Here is a 16,951-nt window from a genome sequence, read left to right as displayed (position 1 = left end):
TCCTTGTAAGTTTTGATAACCCCCGGCCGGTTGATGGCCGGGGTTTCAAGCAGAGTAGGGTGGCGATCAGCCGTGAAAAAGTAGGTCGCCGGCACACTCGCTGTGACGCTCAGTCACAGCGGCGGCCGGTTTTCAGGCCAATACTTGCGGGGTGGCGGTTTCAACTGGCGCCATGGCGCTGCGTCGTGCCGACAGCTCGGGCTGCGACTTCTGCAAATACGCGCCGATGATCACCAGCACCGCAGTCAGGCCGAGGGTCGAGAGCAATTCCGCACGCTGACCGGGGAAGGCTGCCATGATCGCGAACACGCCAAGGATGAACACGATCGTGAGGATCGTCAGATACGGAAACATCCACATGCGCACTTCGAGTTTTTTGCCTTGGGCGACCAATTTGCGGCGCATGCACAGTTGCGTGACGGCGATCACCAGGTACATCAGCAAGGCCAATGCGCCGCTGGTGGCCAGCAGAAACTGGAACACTTGCTTGGGCAGCAGATAGTTGGCGGTCAGTGCCGTCAGCGCCGCGACCGAAGTCAGTGCGACGGCCAACAGCGGCACGCCATGACGGGTGGTGTGCGACACCGCCTTCGGTGCGTCGCCGCGACGGGCCAGCGAGTAGGCCATGCGCGAAGCGGTGTAGATCGCCGAGTTCAGGCAACTGGTGACCGCCACCAGCACAACAATGCCCATGATCTGTGGCGCCCACGGAATGTTCATCGCGCTCAGCACAGCCTGGTAAGAGCCCTGCGCCAGATCCGGCGCGTTCCACGGAATGAGGCACACCACCACAAACATCGAGCCGAGATAGAACAAGCCCAGACGCCAGACCACGGCACGAATGGCTTTTTTGATATTGGCTTTCGGATCCTTGGATTCAGCGGCGGCAATGGTCACCACTTCGCTGCCCTGGAAACTGAACATCGCTGTCAGCAGACCGGCGACAATCGCCACATTACCGTTGGGAGCAAAACCGCCATTGGCGTACAGATTGGAAATCCCGCTGGTCGAGGAACCCGGCAAAATCCCGAAAATCGCCAGCACGCCGAGGATGATGAAACCGACGATCGAGACGACCTTGAACAGCGACAACCAATATTCCAGCGTACCGAACGAACCGACGCTGAGGCTGTTACACAGGATCAATGCGAACGTGACGCCGAACGCCGCCACCCAATGCGAAATCCCCAACCAGTCGCCCAGAATATTGCCGGCGACAATCGCTTCGATGGCAATCACCAACACGTAAAACCACCAGTACAACCAACCGATGGAAAACCCGGCCCAACGACCGATCGCCTGATCGGCATAGGAAGAAAACGACCCGGTATCCGGCCGCGCGGTGGCCATTTCGCCGAGCATCTGCATGACCAGCACAACAATGATCGCCGCGCAGACATACGACACCAACACTGCAGGGCCAGCGGTGGCAATGGCATTACTCGAACCCACAAACAGACCGGCGCCAATCACGCCGCCGATCGAAATCATCGTGACCTGCCGTCCCTTCAAGCCATTCCCTAGCTCGTTGTTAGCCTTGTCTTTGTCATCACGCATCGGCTCGTACCTCGAATGAACGTCTTTATTATTGTCTGTAACGCCGCAACGACACGGCGATGGGCCGTACCCTAAGCGCTTAAAGGGGAGGGCATTAGCCCTAAATGGTTCAAAGAGGGTGTGAACTGTCGTCACAGGTGGTATGGGTTTGGTGGGGGGATGGAGGGCGGATGCTCTGCCGAATCCATAATCGACTGGTTTTTTCAGGTCGATGTATAACGCCAGATACCTCGGTCGGCTCCCTATCCCGGAGGGAGAGGGCTGGGGTGAGGGGAAAGGATGTTGGTCTATTACAGGCGTTTACTGAAGATCACGTGGATGCTGTTGAGCGGATCTGCCTGCGCGATCAGCGGTCAGCCTGAAAAGCCCCTCACCCTAGCCCTCTCCCGGAGGGAGAGGGGACTGAATGGGGGATGCTGGAGGGATACGCCGACTTGAACGTGCCGCTTTGAATCCATAATCGACTGGATTTTTCAGGTCGATGTATAACGCCAGATACCTCGGTTAGTCCCCTCTACCTCTGGGAGAGGGTTAGGGTGAGGGCAGCGGTTCAGGCACTCGGCACAACATTATCCAGCGCCTTGTTCACCGCCAATTCCCCCAACATCACCACCTGCGCAATCCCCAGCAACGTATTGCGATTCGGCCCTTCCAGCATCCCGGCAAAATCCCCCAGCATCACCGTGGCCGAGGCCAGGGATTCGCAAGCATTGGCCAGCAAAGTTTCGGTGTCAGATTGCGGATTAACCATAAACAGCGTGCTGGGGCTGTACGGTGTGGCCATGATTTTCTCAGGCGCAAGATAATGATCAAGCGCACGCTCAGCCGCTGCGTGAAGCTTTTTCGAGTTGAGTGATTCATAGGGTGACGCCGGGTCTGTGACCGGCGGATTGTTTGTGGTTTCGGACATCAAATGAAACTCCGATGGATAAATGACGCCATGTAGGAGCTGCCGAAGGCTGCGATCTTTTGATCTTGGTTTTACAAAAGCAGATCCAAAGATCGCAGCCTTCGGCAGCTCCTACAGGGGGATTGTGGGGAGTTTGTTAGTGCGGCAGGCGTCGGCCGTCCAGGACTCGATTGACCATGAGTTCACTCAGCATGATTACCTGATGCAGCATCAACAGGGATCGGCGTTGTGTGTTGTCGACGACATCGCCAATTTCACGCGCCATGTCGTTGGCGGCGGCCAACGATTCGCAGGCTTCGACGAGTAATGTTTCTTCGTCCACGGCGGGGTCGATCAGGAAGATCTTGCTGGTTTTGCGCGAGGGGATTGAGAGTTTCAGTGAATCGGGGTTGAGGTAGAAATTGATGGCCCGGTCTGTCGCCTCTTTTATCTTTTGAGGTTCAAGCGACGGGTCAAACGGGATCGGATCGGTTTCCGGTGGGTTGGGCGTGACTTTGAACATAGATGGAACTCCACTCAGTAAAATGAAGAGCCATCACTCTCGCTACCAAACGAGGGTGGCGGCCAGGCGCGAGTTGGTAGACCGGTCTAAGCGGAGTAAAACCCCGGCGCTCCCGAAGGAGCCCCACGCATGGCCGCCATAAAAGCCGAGTCCCCAAAAAAGGGACTGCAACAGGCGTCAACACACGCTTAGAAACGGGCTACCAAACCCGATCACTGTTTTTCAGTGACAGAGCAACGATAGAGCCAGACCCATAGCAGCGTATGCCGGCGGATTCTGAGGTGCGCGTAGGTAACGGCGCAAGGCGTTGTAGCCTTTATGGCGTAACGGTTTGTGTAATTTAAACGCGCATGCGGATTTGTGTTTAAGCACCTCAACAGACCACCAAATCCCGGACAAAAAAAACGCCCCGAACCAGTCGGGGCGTCAGTTTTGCGGCTCTGCGGTTAGCTTTCTATCCGATCCGCAGAGGCCGTTTGCTCAGGCGGAAGAGATCAGTGGAACTGTTCTTCTTCAGTCGAACCGGTCAGTGCGGTTACCGAAGACGTGCCACCTTGAATCACGGTGGTCATGTCGTCGAAGTAGCCGGTGCCCACTTCCTGCTGGTGAGCCACGAAGGTGTAACCCTTGGCGGCGTCAGCGAATTCCTGCTCTTGCAGTTTCACGTAAGCAGTCATGTCGTTGCGGGCGTAGTCGTGCGCCAGGTTGAACATGCTGTGCCACATGTTGTGAATGCCGGCCAGGGTGATGAACTGGTGCTTGTAACCCATGGCGGACAGTTCGCGCTGGAACTTGGCGATGGTCGCGTCGTCCAGGTTTTTCTTCCAGTTGAAGGAAGGCGAGCAGTTGTACGACAGCAGTTGATCCGGGTATTCCTTTTTGATCGCTTCGGCGAAGCGACGAGCCTCGTCCAGATCCGGCTTGGCGGTTTCGCACCAGATCAGGTCGGCGTATGGCGCGTAAGCCAGACCACGAGCGATGGCTTGATCCAGACCGGCACGTACCTTGTAGAAACCTTCCTGAGTGCGCTCGCCAGTCACGAACGGCTGGTCGTACGGGTCGCAATCGGAGGTCAGCAGGTCAGCGGCGTTCGCGTCGGTACGGGCCAGAATGATGGTCGGCGTACCGGCAACGTCAGCAGCCAGACGTGCAGCGGTCAGCTTCTGTACGGCTTCCTGAGTTGGAACCAGTACTTTACCGCCCATGTGACCGCATTTTTTCACGGAAGCCAGTTGGTCTTCGAAGTGAACGCCGGCGGCGCCTGCTTCGATCATGCTTTTCATCAGCTCGTAAGCGTTCAGCACGCCACCGAAACCGGCTTCAGCGTCAGCCACGATCGGCGCGAAGTAGTCGATGTAACCTTCGTCGCCCGGGCCTTTGCCGGCTTTCCACTGGATCTGGTCAGCACGACGGAACGAGTTGTTGATGCGCTTGACCACGGTTGGAACCGAATCCACCGGGTACAGCGACTGGTCCGGGTACATCGATTCGGCGGAGTTGTTGTCCGCAGCTACTTGCCAGCCCGACAGGTAGATCGCCTGGATGCCGGCTTTGACTTGTTGCACAGCCTGGCCGCCGGTCAGGGCGCCCATGCAGTTGACGAAATCTTTCTCAGGACGGAAGGACGGCTTGGCGCCCTGGGTCACCAGGTTCCACAGCTTCTCGGCGCCCAGTTTTGCAAAAGTGTGCTCAGGTTGAACCGAGCCACGCAGGCGGACGACGTCAGCAGCGGAGTAAGCGCGTGTCACGCCTTTCCAGCGCGGGTTTTCAGCCCAGTCTTTTTCGAGGGCTGCAATTTGCTGTTCGCGTGTCAGTGCCATGGAGATAAACCTCGTCGCGTCTTTTATGAAAAGTTGTTCTGCGGTGGAAAATTCCTGCGCTCGCTGACCAGAAGCTTAGGGGGTCAAGTCGGATTCGGCGGGGTAGGCGACGGGATGAACGATGGGCTCGAGGGGAAGTGAGCAGGTAGTGGCGGACTGCGGGCGCATTCGGGCGTCGTGGGCCTCTATACGGTCTACAGTGTGGAGCCGGGTTACCTAATTACGCTTCCGTCCCTCGGGACAACTTCGTTCCAGTCGGCAACCTCGTCAAACACACCTTGTGGGCGGTACAGACACGAAGCGGTTCGCGGGGTAGGTGCGAACATCGCTTCGAAGGCCCTTGCCAGGGCCTCTGATTAGCGGGAGCGAGGCCATCATGCCTTCGCTTTTTTGCCTCGTCAAACGTTTTGTAGTGCTTTTTTTCAAGCACTACATCTTTCGTCTAATACGACTAATCAGTCAGTTTTCGGTGAGTTAGTCCAAGGTGTCGACTTTCACCCGCAAGGTCATGTCATCCCGGCCTTGAGTAGAGTAACTGCGGGTCAGGCCCTGTTTGTCGGCCTGAGTCTGGCTGTTGACGCCGGCGAGGGTGATCCACTCACCGAGGCGGCCGGTGACGGTTGTGTCAGTGCTTTGCACGTTCACTACATCGGGACGTTCCTGGCTCATGCGGTCACGGTTGGTACTGATCGCCAGGTGAACGGTGTCGCCGGTGACGCTGGCGGTCACGTAGAACCCTTGAGTGACGTTGCGATACTGGGTCTGGCTGCTGTAATCGCCGTAGGAATTGCTCTGGCTGCTGGTGATCGGCACGCTTTGGCCTACTTGAATCAGCGCCGGTGCGCCCTCGCTGGCCTGCACTTGCTGAATGCCACCGTTACGGCTGGTGGTGCTGCGGCTGATGATGCGGGTCTGGTTCGGCGGGGCGCCGTTGACTGAATAGCCTTCGTCGCCACGGCCATTGTTTTCGTTGGTGTCGACGGTGATCAGCAGGCGTTTGGGCGCGGTGTCGAGTTGTGACAGCAGATCCTTGAGTTCCTGAATCTTGCCCGGCTCGGCTTTGACGATGAGCTGGTTGCCGTAGGCGCTGACCTGGCCATCCTGACCGATAAAGTCCTGCGCCACCGGCAACATATCGGCGCTGGTGTGGTACTTGAGGGGGACGATTTCTGTGGCTGCCATCACCGAAAAACTGCAACCGAGCAGCAGGGTGGTGAGCAGGGTGCGTAGGGACATGTCCGTTATCTCCGCTGAATAGATTTCTGTAGGAGCTGCCGAAGGCTGCGATCTTTGGATCTGGCACTTGCTCCTCAGCCCAAGATATCAAAACGACGCCGCGTTTATTGTGCTGAAGCTTAAAAGATCGCAGCCTTCGGCAGCTCCTACAGGTTTGCTGTTGTTGCAGTTTGTCGGCCTGGGGTGGGGCAAGTTGAGTCGTAGACAGCAAAACGCCCCGGCATCGTTGGATGCCGGGGCGTTTGCTTATTACTCTTGTGGCGAGGGGATTTATCCCCGATGGGGCGCGAAGCGGCCCCAAAATCTTGGGTCTGCTGCGCAGCCCATCGGGGATAAATCCCCTCGCCACAAGGTTTCATTCAGCTAACGGTTAGGCCGAATGGCGAACCATGTCGACGTGCGGAATCCCGGCTTCGAGGAATTCCTCGCTGACCAGGCTGAAGCCCAGGCGCTCATAGAACGCCGTGGCTTGCACTTGCGCGCTGAGCATTTGCTCTTTCAAACCGCGTGCTTCCGCTTCGGCGATGACCGCTTGCATCAGCGCATCACCGACCTTCATCCCGCGCCAGTCTTTCAGCACCGACACGCGGCCGATGTGACCGTCAGGCAACAGGCGCGCAGTGCCGATCGGGAAGTCGCCTTCAAACGCCAGGAAATGCACGGCGCTGGCGTCGTCCGCGTCCCACTCCAACTCAGGTGGCACCGATTGCTCGGCAATGAACACCGTTTCACGAATGCGCCGGATCTCGGCGATGTCCTTCTGCCAGTCTGCGACACGAACGCGAATCTTATTCATCAGCGAACCCCAAGCTGCCTTGCTTGACCAGTTCGCAGAGCAGGCCGGCACCGTCTTCGTCGTTCAGCCACTCGCCGAGGTTGTCGGCGTGCAGGGCGTCGGCGGCGCAGATCAGTTTCAGCAGCTCGCGCAGTTTGCCCGGCAGGTAGCGGCTCTGGCCGCTGGCGAACAGCAGCAGGTCGTCATCGACTTCCGACCACGCCAGACGCGCGCTCGGATTGCGGATCAGCACGGCGCCGTCTTGCAGAGCGTTAAGGAATTCTTCTTCCTCGACGTCGTCAGGGCCGCTGACCAGTTCCGGGTAGCGCGGCTCGGTCATGTACTGGCCGAACCAGGTCAGCAGCAGACGCTCGTCGCTCATGTGCTCAGCGAGCAGGGCTTTGAGGCGATCCAGCGCATCGTGTTGAATCTGATGCGGGTCAGCGGCCGGCTGCGCGTCGGCGTCGGTGTAGCGCTCTTCGTCAGTGAGGAACTGGCTGAGGAAGTCGGTGAAGTGGGTCAGCACTTCAGAGGCGCTCGGCGCGCGGAAACCGACCGAGTAGGTCATGCAGTTGTCGACCGCGACACCGCAGTGAGCCAGACGTGGCGGCAGGTAGAGCATGTCGCCCGGTTCCAGCGTCCACTCTTCGGTCTCGTGGAATTCAGCGAGGATGCGCAGATCCGCGTGTTGCAGCAGCGGGCTCTCGGAATCGCACATCTGGCCAATTTTCCAGTTGCGCTTGCCGTGACCTTGCAGCAGGAACACGTCGTAGTTGTCGAAGTGCGGACCGACGCTGCCACCCGGGGCGGCGAAGCTGATCATCACGTCGTCGACGCGCCAGCTCGGCAGGAAGCGGAAGTTTTCCAGCAGCTCGCTGACTTCCGGCACGAACTGATCGACGGCCTGAACCAGCAGCGTCCACTCTTTTTCCGGCAATTTGCTGAATTCGTCTTCAGCGAACGGGCCGCGACGCAATTCCCATGGACGCTCGCCGTGCTCGATCACCAGACGCGATTCGACTTCTTCTTCCAGGGCCAGACCCGCCAGCTCGTCGGCGTCGATCGGGCTTTCGAAGTCAGGGATTGCCTGGCGGATCAGCAGCGGTTTTTTCTGCCAGTAGTCGCGCAGGAATTCGCGTGCGGTGATGCCACCCAGAAGTTGCAGAGGAATATCAGGATTCATGTGTAACCTATTGAAAAAAAGCACTTTTCAGACGGGAATAAAAACGCCCGGCGCGGCCGGGCGTCTCAAACGGGGCAAACGGTCGATCAGATGCGTTTGGCTTGCGCTACAGCGTTGCCGATGTAGTTGGCCGGGGTCAGTTGCTTGAGCTCGGCTTTCGCTTCGGCTGGCATGTCCAGACCATCGATGAAAGTCTGCAGCGCTTCAGGGCTGATGCCCTTGCCGCGGGTCAGTTCTTTCAGCTTCTCGTACGGGTTTTCGATGTTGTAGCGGCGCATCACGGTCTGGATCGGCTCAGCCAATACTTCCCAGCAAGCGTCGAGGTCAGCGGCAATCTTCTGAGCGTTCAGCTCGAGTTTGCTGATGCCTTTGAGGCTGGCTTCGTACGCGATCACGCTGTGGGCGAAGCCGACACCGAGGTTACGCAGTACGGTGGAGTCGGTCAGGTCGCGCTGCCAGCGGGAGATCGGCAGTTTGCTCGCCAAGTGCTGGAACAGTGCGTTGGCGATACCCAGGTTGCCTTCGGAGTTTTCGAAGTCGATCGGGTTGACCTTGTGCGGCATGGTCGACGAACCGATTTCGCCAGCGATGGTGCGCTGCTTGAAATAACCCAGGGAGATGTAGCCCCAGATGTCACGGTCGAAGTCGATCAGGATGGTGTTGAAGCGCGCGATCGCGTCAAACAGCTCGGCGATGTAATCGTGCGGTTCGATCTGCGTGGTGTACGGGTTGAAACCCAGACCCAGCTCGTCTTCGATGAAGGCGCGGGCATTGGCTTCCCAGTCGATCTGCGGGTAGGCCGACAGGTGCGCGTTGTAGTTGCCGACAGCGCCGTTGATCTTGCCCAGCAGCGGCACGGCAGCGACCTGAGCAATCTGACGCTCGAGACGGTAAACCACGTTCGCCAGCTCTTTACCCAGAGTGGTCGGCGAGGCCGGTTGACCGTGGGTGCGCGACAGCATCGGCACGTCAGCGAAACGGATGGCCAGTTCGCGGATGGCTTCGGCAGTCTGGCGCATCAGCGGCAGCATCACGTCGTCACGGCCTTCGCGCAGCATCAGGGCGTGGGACAGGTTGTTGATGTCTTCGCTGGTGCAGGCAAAGTGGATGAACTCGCTGACCTTGGCCAGTTCCGGCAGCTTGGCCGCCTGCTCTTTGAGCAGGTATTCGATCGCTTTGACGTCGTGGTTGGTGGTGCGCTCGATCTCTTTGACGCGCTCGGCGTGCTCCAGCGAGAAGTTTTCAGCCAGTTCATTGAGAACGGCGTTGGCCTCGGCGGAGAAGGCTGGCACTTCTGGGATACCAGCGTGGGCGGCCAGGCGCTGGAGCCAGCGCACTTCAACCAGAACTCGGGCACGGATCAAACCGTACTCGCTGAAAATCGGGCGCAGGGCCTGGGTTTTGCCGGCGTAGCGGCCGTCAACAGGGGAAACCGCAGTGAGCGAAGAAAGCTGCATGGGGTGTTCTCGGACAGTCGGGCAACGAAATGGGGCGCGTATCATACATGAAAAAATCCGCCGGTCCGTTGCCAACTGACCGGCGTATTACGCGTTACAGACTACAAAGCGTTTATTGCGTAGCGTTTACTCGCTGCGCATCAATGGATACAGCTCTTTGAGCAGCTTGCGCCGGCTGATCACCAACTGCCAGCGATGGCCGCCGAGCTGCCGCCACAAGCGCGCCGAACGGATACCGGCGAGCAGCAGGGCGCGAATCTTCGAGGCGTTGCTCGGCTGTTGCAGGTTGCGCATGTCGCCGTGTACCTGAATCCGTTGGCGCAGGGTGCTCAGGGTGTCCTGATACAGCGCACCGCAGGCGGCAATCACGTTTTCATGGGCCGGGCCGAAATGTTCGACCTGCGACTGAATCTGCGGCAGACGTTTGCCGATCACATCGAGCATGTCGCCGCGTTTCGCCAGTTGGCGTTCCAGGCCAAGCATCGACAGGGCATAACGCAATGGCTCGCGCTGCAAGGTGCTCGGGTCGCGTTCGAGGGCGCCGATCAGCGCCCGATAGCCTTCGCGCAGATTGAGGTCATCGCCGCCATACACGTCCAGCGTGTCTTTCGGGTCGCGCACCAACAGGCTGCCGAGCATGCACGTCAGGCCGGCTTCGCTGGTCTGCCCGCTTTTGGCGATCCGGTCGACCAGCACGGCGGCGAGAAACACGCCGCCCAGCGCCGTCAGTTGCTCCTGAGTCGGGCTCATGCCTGGCCGCTCCACGGCTCGGCCACTTCGATCACGCCGCCGCCGAGGCAGATTTCACCGTCATAGAACACCACGGACTGGCCCGGCGTCACCGCGCGTTGCGGCTCGTCGAACACAGCGCGGTAGCCGCCGGCGGTTTTTTCCAGGGTGCAGGCCTGATCGCTCTGGCGATAACGCACTTTGGCGGTCAGGCGCAGCGGCTGGCTCAGGTCGATCGGGTTGACCCAATAGATTTCCGAAGCGAGCAGGGCGCTGGAGAACAGCCACGGGTGGTTGTTGCCCTGGCCGACGATCAGCTCGTTGCTGTCGAGATCCTTGCGCAGCACGTACCACGGCTCGTCGCCGGCGTCTTTCAACCCGCCGATGCCGAGGCCCTGACGTTGACCGATGGTGTGGTACATCAAGCCGTGGTGACGGCCGATGACTTCGCCTTCGGTGGTTTTGATTTCGCCCGGTTGCGCCGGCAGGTATTGCTTGAGGAAGTCGCTGAAGCGACGCTCGCCGATGAAGCAGATCCCAGTGGAATCCTTCTTCTTGGCAGTCGCCAGCTCGTATTTCTCGGCAATTGCACGGACTTCCGGCTTTTCCAGTTCGCCGACCGGGAACAGGGTCTTGGCGATCTGTTCGCCGCCAACGGCGTGCAGGAAGTAGCTCTGATCCTTGTTCGGATCGAGGCCTTTGAGCAGTTCGGTGCGGCCATCGATGTCGCGGCGGCGGACGTAGTGGCCGGTGGCGATCAGGTCGGCGCCGAGCATCATGGCGTAGTCGAGGAACGCCTTGAACTTGATCTCGCGGTTACACAGGATGTCCGGGTTCGGCGTGCGCCCGGCCTTGTATTCGGCCAGGAAGTGCTCGAACACGTTGTCCCAGTATTCCGCAGCGAAGTTGGCGGTGTGCAGTTTGATACCGATTTTGTCGCAGACAGCCTGGGCATCCGCCAAGTCGTCCATGGCGGTGCAGTATTCCGTTCCGTCGTCTTCTTCCCAGTTCTTCATGAACAGGCCTTCCACTTCATAGCCCTGCTCGATCAGCAGGAGAGCGGAAACGGAAGAGTCCACGCCGCCGGACATGCCGACAATGACGCGCTTCTTGGATGTGTCAGAAGGGGCTGGATCACGCATAGGGATTCAATGAGTGTCTTGAAAAAGGACGCGATTCTAGCAGGCTCGCGGCCTCAAGGCTAAAGAGAAGGGCGGATCAGTTCGAGGCTGAAGTGATGCCCGGCCAGATAATCGTCGATGCAACGGATGATCAGCTCACTGCGCCAGTTGTCGCGCTGGGCGATTAATTCGTCGCGGGTCAGCCACTTGGCGCCGACGATGCCGTCGTCCAATTGGTAATCCGGGTGATGTTTCACCGCTTTGGCGCTGAAGCACACGCGCTGATAGGTCACGCCGTTGCTCGGGGCGGTGTAGAGGTAAATGCCGATGACGCCGGTGGGCTCGACGTCCCAGCCGGTTTCTTCAAGGGTTTCGCGGATGGCGGCGTCGATCAGGGTTTCGTCCGGATCGAGATGACCGGCGGGCTGGTTGAGCACATTGCGCCCGGCTTTGTGTTCTTCAACCATCAGGAAGCGACCGTTGTCCTCGACGATGGTGGCGACGGTGATGTGGGGGAGCCATTCCATAAAACCTTCCTCAAGTCTGGGGTTGAAATGCAATCCAATGTAGGAGTGAGCCTGCTCGCGATAGCGCATTGTCAGTCACCATAATTGTTGAATGGTATACCGCTATCGCGAGCAGGCTCACTCCTACAAGGGATTTGTGTTGTATTCGGAAACACAAACCCCGGCACCAGGCCGGGGTTTGTTTACCGCGCTACAACCTTAAACCAGCGCAGCAATCGCCGCGTTGAGGGTTGCGCTTGGGCGCATGGCCTTGCTGATCAGCTCGGCATTGGCGTGGTAGTAACCGCCGATGTCGACTGGCTTGCCCTGAACGGCGTTGAGCTCGGCAACGATGGTTGCTTCGTTCTCGGTCAGGGTTTTTGCCAGCGTCGCGAACTGCGCTTGCAGTGCCGCGTCTTCAGTCTGGGCGGCCAGGGCCTGAGCCCAGTACATCGCCAGGTAGAAGTGGCTGCCGCGGTTGTCGATGTTGCCGACTTTGCGCGATGGCGACTTGTTGTTGTCGAGGAATTGGCCAGTGGCCTGATCCAGGGTTTTCGACAGCACCAGCGCTTTCGGGTTGTTGTAGTTCACGCCCAGATGCTCAAGGGACGCTGCCAGTGCGAGGAACTCGCCCAGCGAATCCCAGCGCAGGAAGTTCTCTTCAACCAGTTGCTGCACGTGCTTCGGTGCCGAACCGCCAGCGCCGGTTTCGAACAGGCCACCGCCGTTCATCAGCGGCACGATCGACAGCATCTTGGCGCTGGTGCCCAGTTCCATGATCGGGAACAGGTCAGTCAGGTAGTCGCGCAGTACGTTGCCGGTGACCGAGATGGTGTCCTTGCCTTCGCGGGTGCGCTGCAGGGTGAACTTCATCGCGTCGACCGGCGCCATGATCTGGATGTCCAGACCGGCCGTGTCGTGATCCTTCAGGTACGCCTGAACTTTCTCGATCACTACGCCGTCGTGAGCGCGCATTGGGTCGAGCCAGAAGATTGCTGGCGTGCTGCTGGCGCGAGCACGGTTGACGGCCAGTTTGACCCAGTCCTGGATCGGCGCGTCTTTGGTCTGGCACATGCGGAAGATGTCGCCGGCTTCAACAGCCTGTTCCATCAGCAGGGTGCCTTTGCTGTCGGTCACGCGAACCACGCCGTCAGCTTTGATCTGGAAGGTCTTGTCGTGCGAGCCGTACTCTTCGGCTTTCTTCGCCATCAGACCCACGTTTGGCACGCTGCCCATGGTGGTCGGATCGAAAGCGCCATTGGCTTTGCAATCTTCGATCACAGCCTGGTAGATGGTCGCGTAGCAACGATCCGGAATCACAGCCTTGGTGTCGTGCAGTTGACCGTCAGTGCCCCACATTTTGCCGGAGTCACGGATCATCGCTGGCATCGAGGCGTCGACGATAACGTCGCTCGGCACGTGCAGGTTGGTGATGCCTTTGTCGGAGTTGACCATCGCCAGCGACGGACGAGCGGCGTACACGGCGGCCATGTCGGCTTCGATCTGCGCTTGCTGCTCAGCCGGCAGGGCTTTGATGCGCGCGTACAGATCGCCGATGCCGTTGTTCAGGTTGAAGCCGATCTCGGCCAGCACGGCAGCGTGCTTGGTCAGCGCGTCTTTATAGAACTCGGCAACGATCTGACCGAACATGATCGGGTCGGAGACCTTCATCATGGTTGCTTTCAGGTGAACCGACAGCAGCACGCCTTGGGCCTTGGCGCTTTCGATTTCAGCAGCGATGAACGCACGCAGAGCGTTTTTGCTCATCACGGCGCAGTCGAGGATCTCGCCAGCCTGAACGGTGGTTTTTTCTTTCAGAACGGTCGCGGTGCCGTCTTTGGCGATCAGCTCGATCTTCACGGCGTCAGCGGCGTCGATCAGGGCAGCTTTTTCGCTGCCGTAGAAATCGCCGGTGCTCATGTGAGCGACGTGGGACTTGGAGTCTTTGGCCCAGGCGCCCATTTTGTGCGGGTGCTTGCGCGCATAGTTTTTAACCGACAGCGGAGCGCGACGGTCGGAGTTGCCTTCACGCAGAACCGGGTTCACGGCGCTGCCCTTGACCTTGTCGTAACGCGCCTTGGCGTCTTTGTCGGCGTCGCTGGTCACGGTTTCCGGGTAGTCCGGCAGGTTGTAACCCTGCGCTTGCAGCTCTTTGATCGCGGCTTGCAGCTGAGGCACCGAAGCGCTGATGTTCGGCAGCTTGATGATGTTGGCTTCAGGCGTAACGGCCAGGTCGCCCAGTTCGGCGAGGTGGTCGGCTACGGCTTTGTCACCCAGTTGCTCGGGGAAGCTGGCCAGAATACGTGCTGCAAGAGAGATATCGCGGGTTTCCACGGCGATATCGGCCGAAGCGGTGTAGGCCTCGATGATCGGCAGCAGGGAATAGGTGGCGAGGGCTGGAGCTTCGTCGGTGAAGGTATAGATGATCTTCGAGCGGGTGGGCATATTCGGATTAACTCTCTCTTCTTTGCTAAAGCGTGCGCAGAAACTCGAGGGGCGCCGGGTAAGCGCGTTCGTTCAAAGTCATCCATGAACCGAATGTCGAGATTCTTCGCGGTGATGTTGGGTGCATCAGTAGAGCGTCAAGCAGTCAGGCTGCGGTAACAACCCGACCAATCAGGCGGAAAGTCTCGTTCTAGAGAGGCCAGCCGTCGTGACCCTGTGGTCAGCGGCGGGCATTATACATAGGTAGCTGGCAATCTGCCGATGGTTCATATGCAACCAATCTCGTCCATTGGTCTAAAGGTCGCAGGGCAGGGTGGCGCGTAGAGTCGTTGCGAATGCTTGAGTTTGGCGCTTTTCCCTTTGCTTTCAGGGTTGTACGAAACGAGTTGTGCGATTGCCGGGAACAGAGGGTTTGCGTGTTGATTTAACTGGGTTACGCTCGAACCAAGCCAGATGTTCAATCCAAACAATGGAGTTCAGCATGGGTTACAAGAAGATTCAGGTTCCAGCCGTCGGCGACAAAATCACCGTCAATGCAGACCATTCTCTCAATGTTCCTGATAACCCGATCATCCCCTTCATCGAAGGTGACGGCATTGGTGTCGACATCAGCCCGGTGATGATCAAGGTTGTCGATGCTGCAGTTCAAAAGGCATACGGCGGTAAACGCAAGATTTCCTGGATGGAAGTCTACGCCGGGGAAAAAGCCACTCAGGTTTACGATCAGGACACCTGGCTGCCTCAGGAAACCCTGGACGCGGTCAAGGATTACGTGGTTTCCATCAAAGGCCCGCTGACCACGCCGGTCGGTGGCGGCATCCGTTCGCTGAACGTGGCCCTGCGTCAGCAGCTCGACCTGTACGTCTGCCTGCGCCCGGTGCGCTGGTTTGAAGGCGTGCCAAGCCCGGTGAAAAAGCCTGGCGACGTCGACATGACGATCTTCCGCGAGAACTCCGAAGACATCTATGCCGGCATTGAGTGGAAAGCCGGTTCACCGGAAGCCACCAAGGTCATCAAGTTCCTTAAAGAAGAAATGGGCGTCACCAAGATCCGTTTCGACGAAAACTGTGGCATCGGCGTCAAGCCGGTTTCGCTGGAAGGCACCAAGCGTCTGGCGCGCAAGGCTCTGCAATATGTGGTCGATAACGACCGCGATTCGCTGACCATCGTGCACAAAGGCAACATCATGAAGTTCACCGAAGGTGCCTTCAAAGAGTGGGCCTACGAAGTGGCCGCTGAAGAATTCGGCGCGACCCTGCTCGACGGCGGCCCGTGGATGCAGTTCAAAAACCCGAAAACCGGCAAGAACGTTGTGGTCAAAGACGCCATCGCCGACGCCATGCTCCAGCAGATCCTGCTGCGCCCGGCCGAATACGATGTGATCGCGACCCTCAACCTTAACGGTGACTACCTTTCCGATGCCCTGGCGGCAGAAGTGGGCGGTATCGGCATCGCGCCGGGCGCCAACCTGTCCGACACCGTGGCAATGTTCGAAGCCACCCACGGCACTGCACCGAAGTACGCCGGCAAGGATCAGGTCAACCCGGGTTCGTTGATTCTTTCGGCAGAAATGATGCTGCGCCACATGGGCTGGACGGAAGCGGCGGATCTGATCATCAAGGGCACCAACGGCGCTATCTCGGCCAAAACCGTGACTTATGACTTCGAACGTCTGATGGACGGGGCCAAACTGGTGTCGTCTTCGGGCTTCGGCGATGCGCTGATCTCGCACATGTAAAACGCAGGTACACAAAAACCGCCTGACTCGATGAATTGAGTCAGGCGGTTTTTTTATGGCTGAATGTTTGCGGCGTCAGCTGGTCGCTGTTTGTTCTTCGGCGGCGACCGTGCTCGACACCGGCGAGACTTCGGCCGAAGTAATCTTCACCGCGTGTAGGCCTTTGGGGCCTTGCACGATATCGAATCTCACCGCTTGACCTGCTTTCAGGGTTTTGTACCCGTCCATTTCAATGGCCGAATAATGGGCAAAGAAGTCGATGTCTTTGCCATCCTCATCGCGGCCCTCATGGGTGTCGGTGTTGATGAAACCGAATCCCTTGGCATTGTTGAACCATTTCACCTTGCCGACTGCCATGCTCAAATCCCTCTGCAACAGATTCCATCGCTGGAGTATCATCCAATTCATCCGCAATCTAATCCGTTAAAAGGATTGACTCCGCGGATCTTTTTTACCCACTGTGGGCTCTATTGGTTGTAACACCGTTTTCCCGATAGTCAAGGTGACCGGGCAGTCGGAGTTGAAAACGTGTACAACCGCCCCCACCACTGTATTTGCACAACTGACGAACCTTTCTTTCCATGCATGCAATCAGCCAGATTCGACTAACATTCAATCAGGATCGCCCGACTTTCCAAAAGGATCACCCGGAGGAACACGACGACGGTTCGGCGGGCGTTGCTGTTCAGGAAGCAAAGCCTGCATTACAGGCGCCGCCGATGTACAAGGTGGTTTTGTTCAACGATGACTACACACCGATGGATTTCGTCGTCGAAGTGCTCGAGGTGTTTTTTAACCTGAATCGCGAGCTGGCGACCAAGGTCATGCTGGCCGTTCATACAGAAGGACGGGCAGTATGTGGAGTGTTTACCCGCGACATCGCCGAGACAAAGGCCATGCAGGTCAACCAGTACGCCAGGGAAAGCCAGCATCCGCTACTCTGTGAAATCGAGAAGGACGGTTAATCGCCGA

Annotated in this window: 16 protein-coding genes; 2 read left to right on the top strand and 14 right to left on the bottom strand. The window is 58.4% G+C overall.

Annotated elements, in window-relative coordinates; translation table 11 throughout:
• Nucleotides 1–132: 132 nt before the first annotated feature.
• The 13 genes from AD669_RS16380 to AD669_RS16325 form a co-directional block, all read right to left on the bottom strand.
• Nucleotides 133–1,557, bottom strand: a complete 1,425-nt coding sequence (locus AD669_RS16380) for an amino acid permease (protein WP_053121624.1) — start codon at nt 1,555–1,557, stop codon at nt 133–135.
• Nucleotides 1,558–2,107: 550 nt separating this feature from the next.
• Nucleotides 2,108–2,467, bottom strand: coding sequence for a DUF6124 family protein (locus tag AD669_RS16375; RefSeq protein WP_053121623.1), 360 nt, complete (start codon nt 2,465–2,467; stop codon nt 2,108–2,110).
• A 136-nt stretch (nt 2,468–2,603) separates the two neighbouring features.
• Nucleotides 2,604–2,969, bottom strand: a complete 366-nt coding sequence (locus AD669_RS16370) for a DUF6124 family protein (RefSeq protein WP_053121622.1) — start codon at nt 2,967–2,969, stop codon at nt 2,604–2,606.
• Nucleotides 2,970–3,463: 494 nt separating this feature from the next.
• On the bottom strand, nt 3,464–4,789 hold the full coding sequence (gene aceA / locus AD669_RS16365) for an isocitrate lyase (protein WP_053121621.1): 1,326 nt from the start codon (nt 4,787–4,789) through the stop codon (nt 3,464–3,466).
• 474 nt (nt 4,790–5,263) lie between these two features.
• Nucleotides 5,264–6,025: a secretin N-terminal domain-containing protein gene (locus AD669_RS16360; protein WP_053121620.1), complete on the bottom strand. Its 762-nt coding sequence runs from the start codon at nt 6,023–6,025 to the stop codon at nt 5,264–5,266.
• 370 nt (nt 6,026–6,395) lie between these two features.
• Entirely contained in the window at nt 6,396–6,821 is a 426-nt protein-coding gene (locus AD669_RS16355) for a GNAT family N-acetyltransferase (protein ID WP_053121618.1), read from the bottom strand.
• The gene (locus AD669_RS16350) at nt 6,814–7,983 is read right to left on the bottom strand and encodes a cupin domain-containing protein (protein WP_053121616.1); all 1,170 of its coding nucleotides are present in this window, start codon (nt 7,981–7,983) and stop codon (nt 6,814–6,816) included. The genes AD669_RS16355 and AD669_RS16350 overlap by 8 nt, the downstream gene beginning before the upstream one ends.
• 86 nt (nt 7,984–8,069) lie before the next feature.
• Nucleotides 8,070–9,440 carry an adenylosuccinate lyase gene (gene purB, locus AD669_RS16345; protein WP_008082884.1) on the bottom strand — a complete coding sequence of 457 codons (1,371 nt, stop codon included), beginning with the start codon at nt 9,438–9,440 and terminating at the stop codon, nt 8,070–8,072.
• A gap of 126 nt (nt 9,441–9,566) precedes the next feature.
• A complete protein-coding gene (hflD, locus tag AD669_RS16340) occupies nt 9,567–10,190 on the bottom strand; it encodes a high frequency lysogenization protein HflD (RefSeq protein WP_053121613.1) in 624 nt (207 codons plus the stop codon).
• Nucleotides 10,187–11,311: a tRNA 2-thiouridine(34) synthase MnmA gene (mnmA, locus tag AD669_RS16335; protein ID WP_053121611.1), complete on the bottom strand. Its 1,125-nt coding sequence runs from the start codon at nt 11,309–11,311 to the stop codon at nt 10,187–10,189. Before mnmA ends, hflD begins: the two co-directional genes overlap by 4 nt.
• Nucleotides 11,312–11,370: 59 nt before the next feature.
• On the bottom strand, nt 11,371–11,817 hold the full coding sequence (locus tag AD669_RS16330; protein WP_053121609.1) for an NUDIX hydrolase: 447 nt from the start codon (nt 11,815–11,817) through the stop codon (nt 11,371–11,373).
• A 71-nt stretch (nt 11,818–11,888) separates the two neighbouring features.
• Entirely contained in the window at nt 11,889–11,972 is an 84-nt protein-coding gene (locus AD669_RS29020) for a hypothetical protein (protein WP_371262380.1), read from the bottom strand.
• A 43-nt stretch (nt 11,973–12,015) separates the two neighbouring features.
• Nucleotides 12,016–14,241: an NADP-dependent isocitrate dehydrogenase gene (locus tag AD669_RS16325; protein ID WP_053121607.1), complete on the bottom strand. Its 2,226-nt coding sequence runs from the start codon at nt 14,239–14,241 to the stop codon at nt 12,016–12,018.
• 481 nt (nt 14,242–14,722) lie between these two features.
• Between AD669_RS16325 and icd the strand changes: the two genes are divergently transcribed.
• Complete coding sequence (gene icd / locus AD669_RS16320; RefSeq protein WP_007920207.1) at nt 14,723–15,979, top strand: NADP-dependent isocitrate dehydrogenase; 1,257 nt, start codon at nt 14,723–14,725, stop codon at nt 15,977–15,979.
• Nucleotides 15,980–16,054: 75 nt separating this feature from the next.
• Here the strand turns inward: icd and AD669_RS16315 are convergent, their stop codons facing one another.
• On the bottom strand, nt 16,055–16,336 hold the full coding sequence (locus AD669_RS16315) for a cold shock domain-containing protein (RefSeq protein WP_053121605.1): 282 nt from the start codon (nt 16,334–16,336) through the stop codon (nt 16,055–16,057).
• Between the two features lie 224 nt (nt 16,337–16,560).
• Between AD669_RS16315 and clpS the strand changes: the two genes are divergently transcribed.
• Nucleotides 16,561–16,944: an ATP-dependent Clp protease adapter ClpS gene (gene clpS / locus AD669_RS16310; RefSeq protein WP_053121602.1), complete on the top strand. Its 384-nt coding sequence runs from the start codon at nt 16,561–16,563 to the stop codon at nt 16,942–16,944.
• Nucleotides 16,945–16,951 lie beyond the last annotated feature (7 nt).

The organism is Pseudomonas sp. P1.31, assembly GCF_001269815.1.
GTDB classification, from domain to species: Bacteria; Pseudomonadota; Gammaproteobacteria; order Pseudomonadales; family Pseudomonadaceae; genus Aquipseudomonas; species Aquipseudomonas rustica.
The sequence above is the reverse complement of the archived record's forward strand: the minus strand, read 5'-3'. Positions and strand labels throughout refer to the sequence as shown.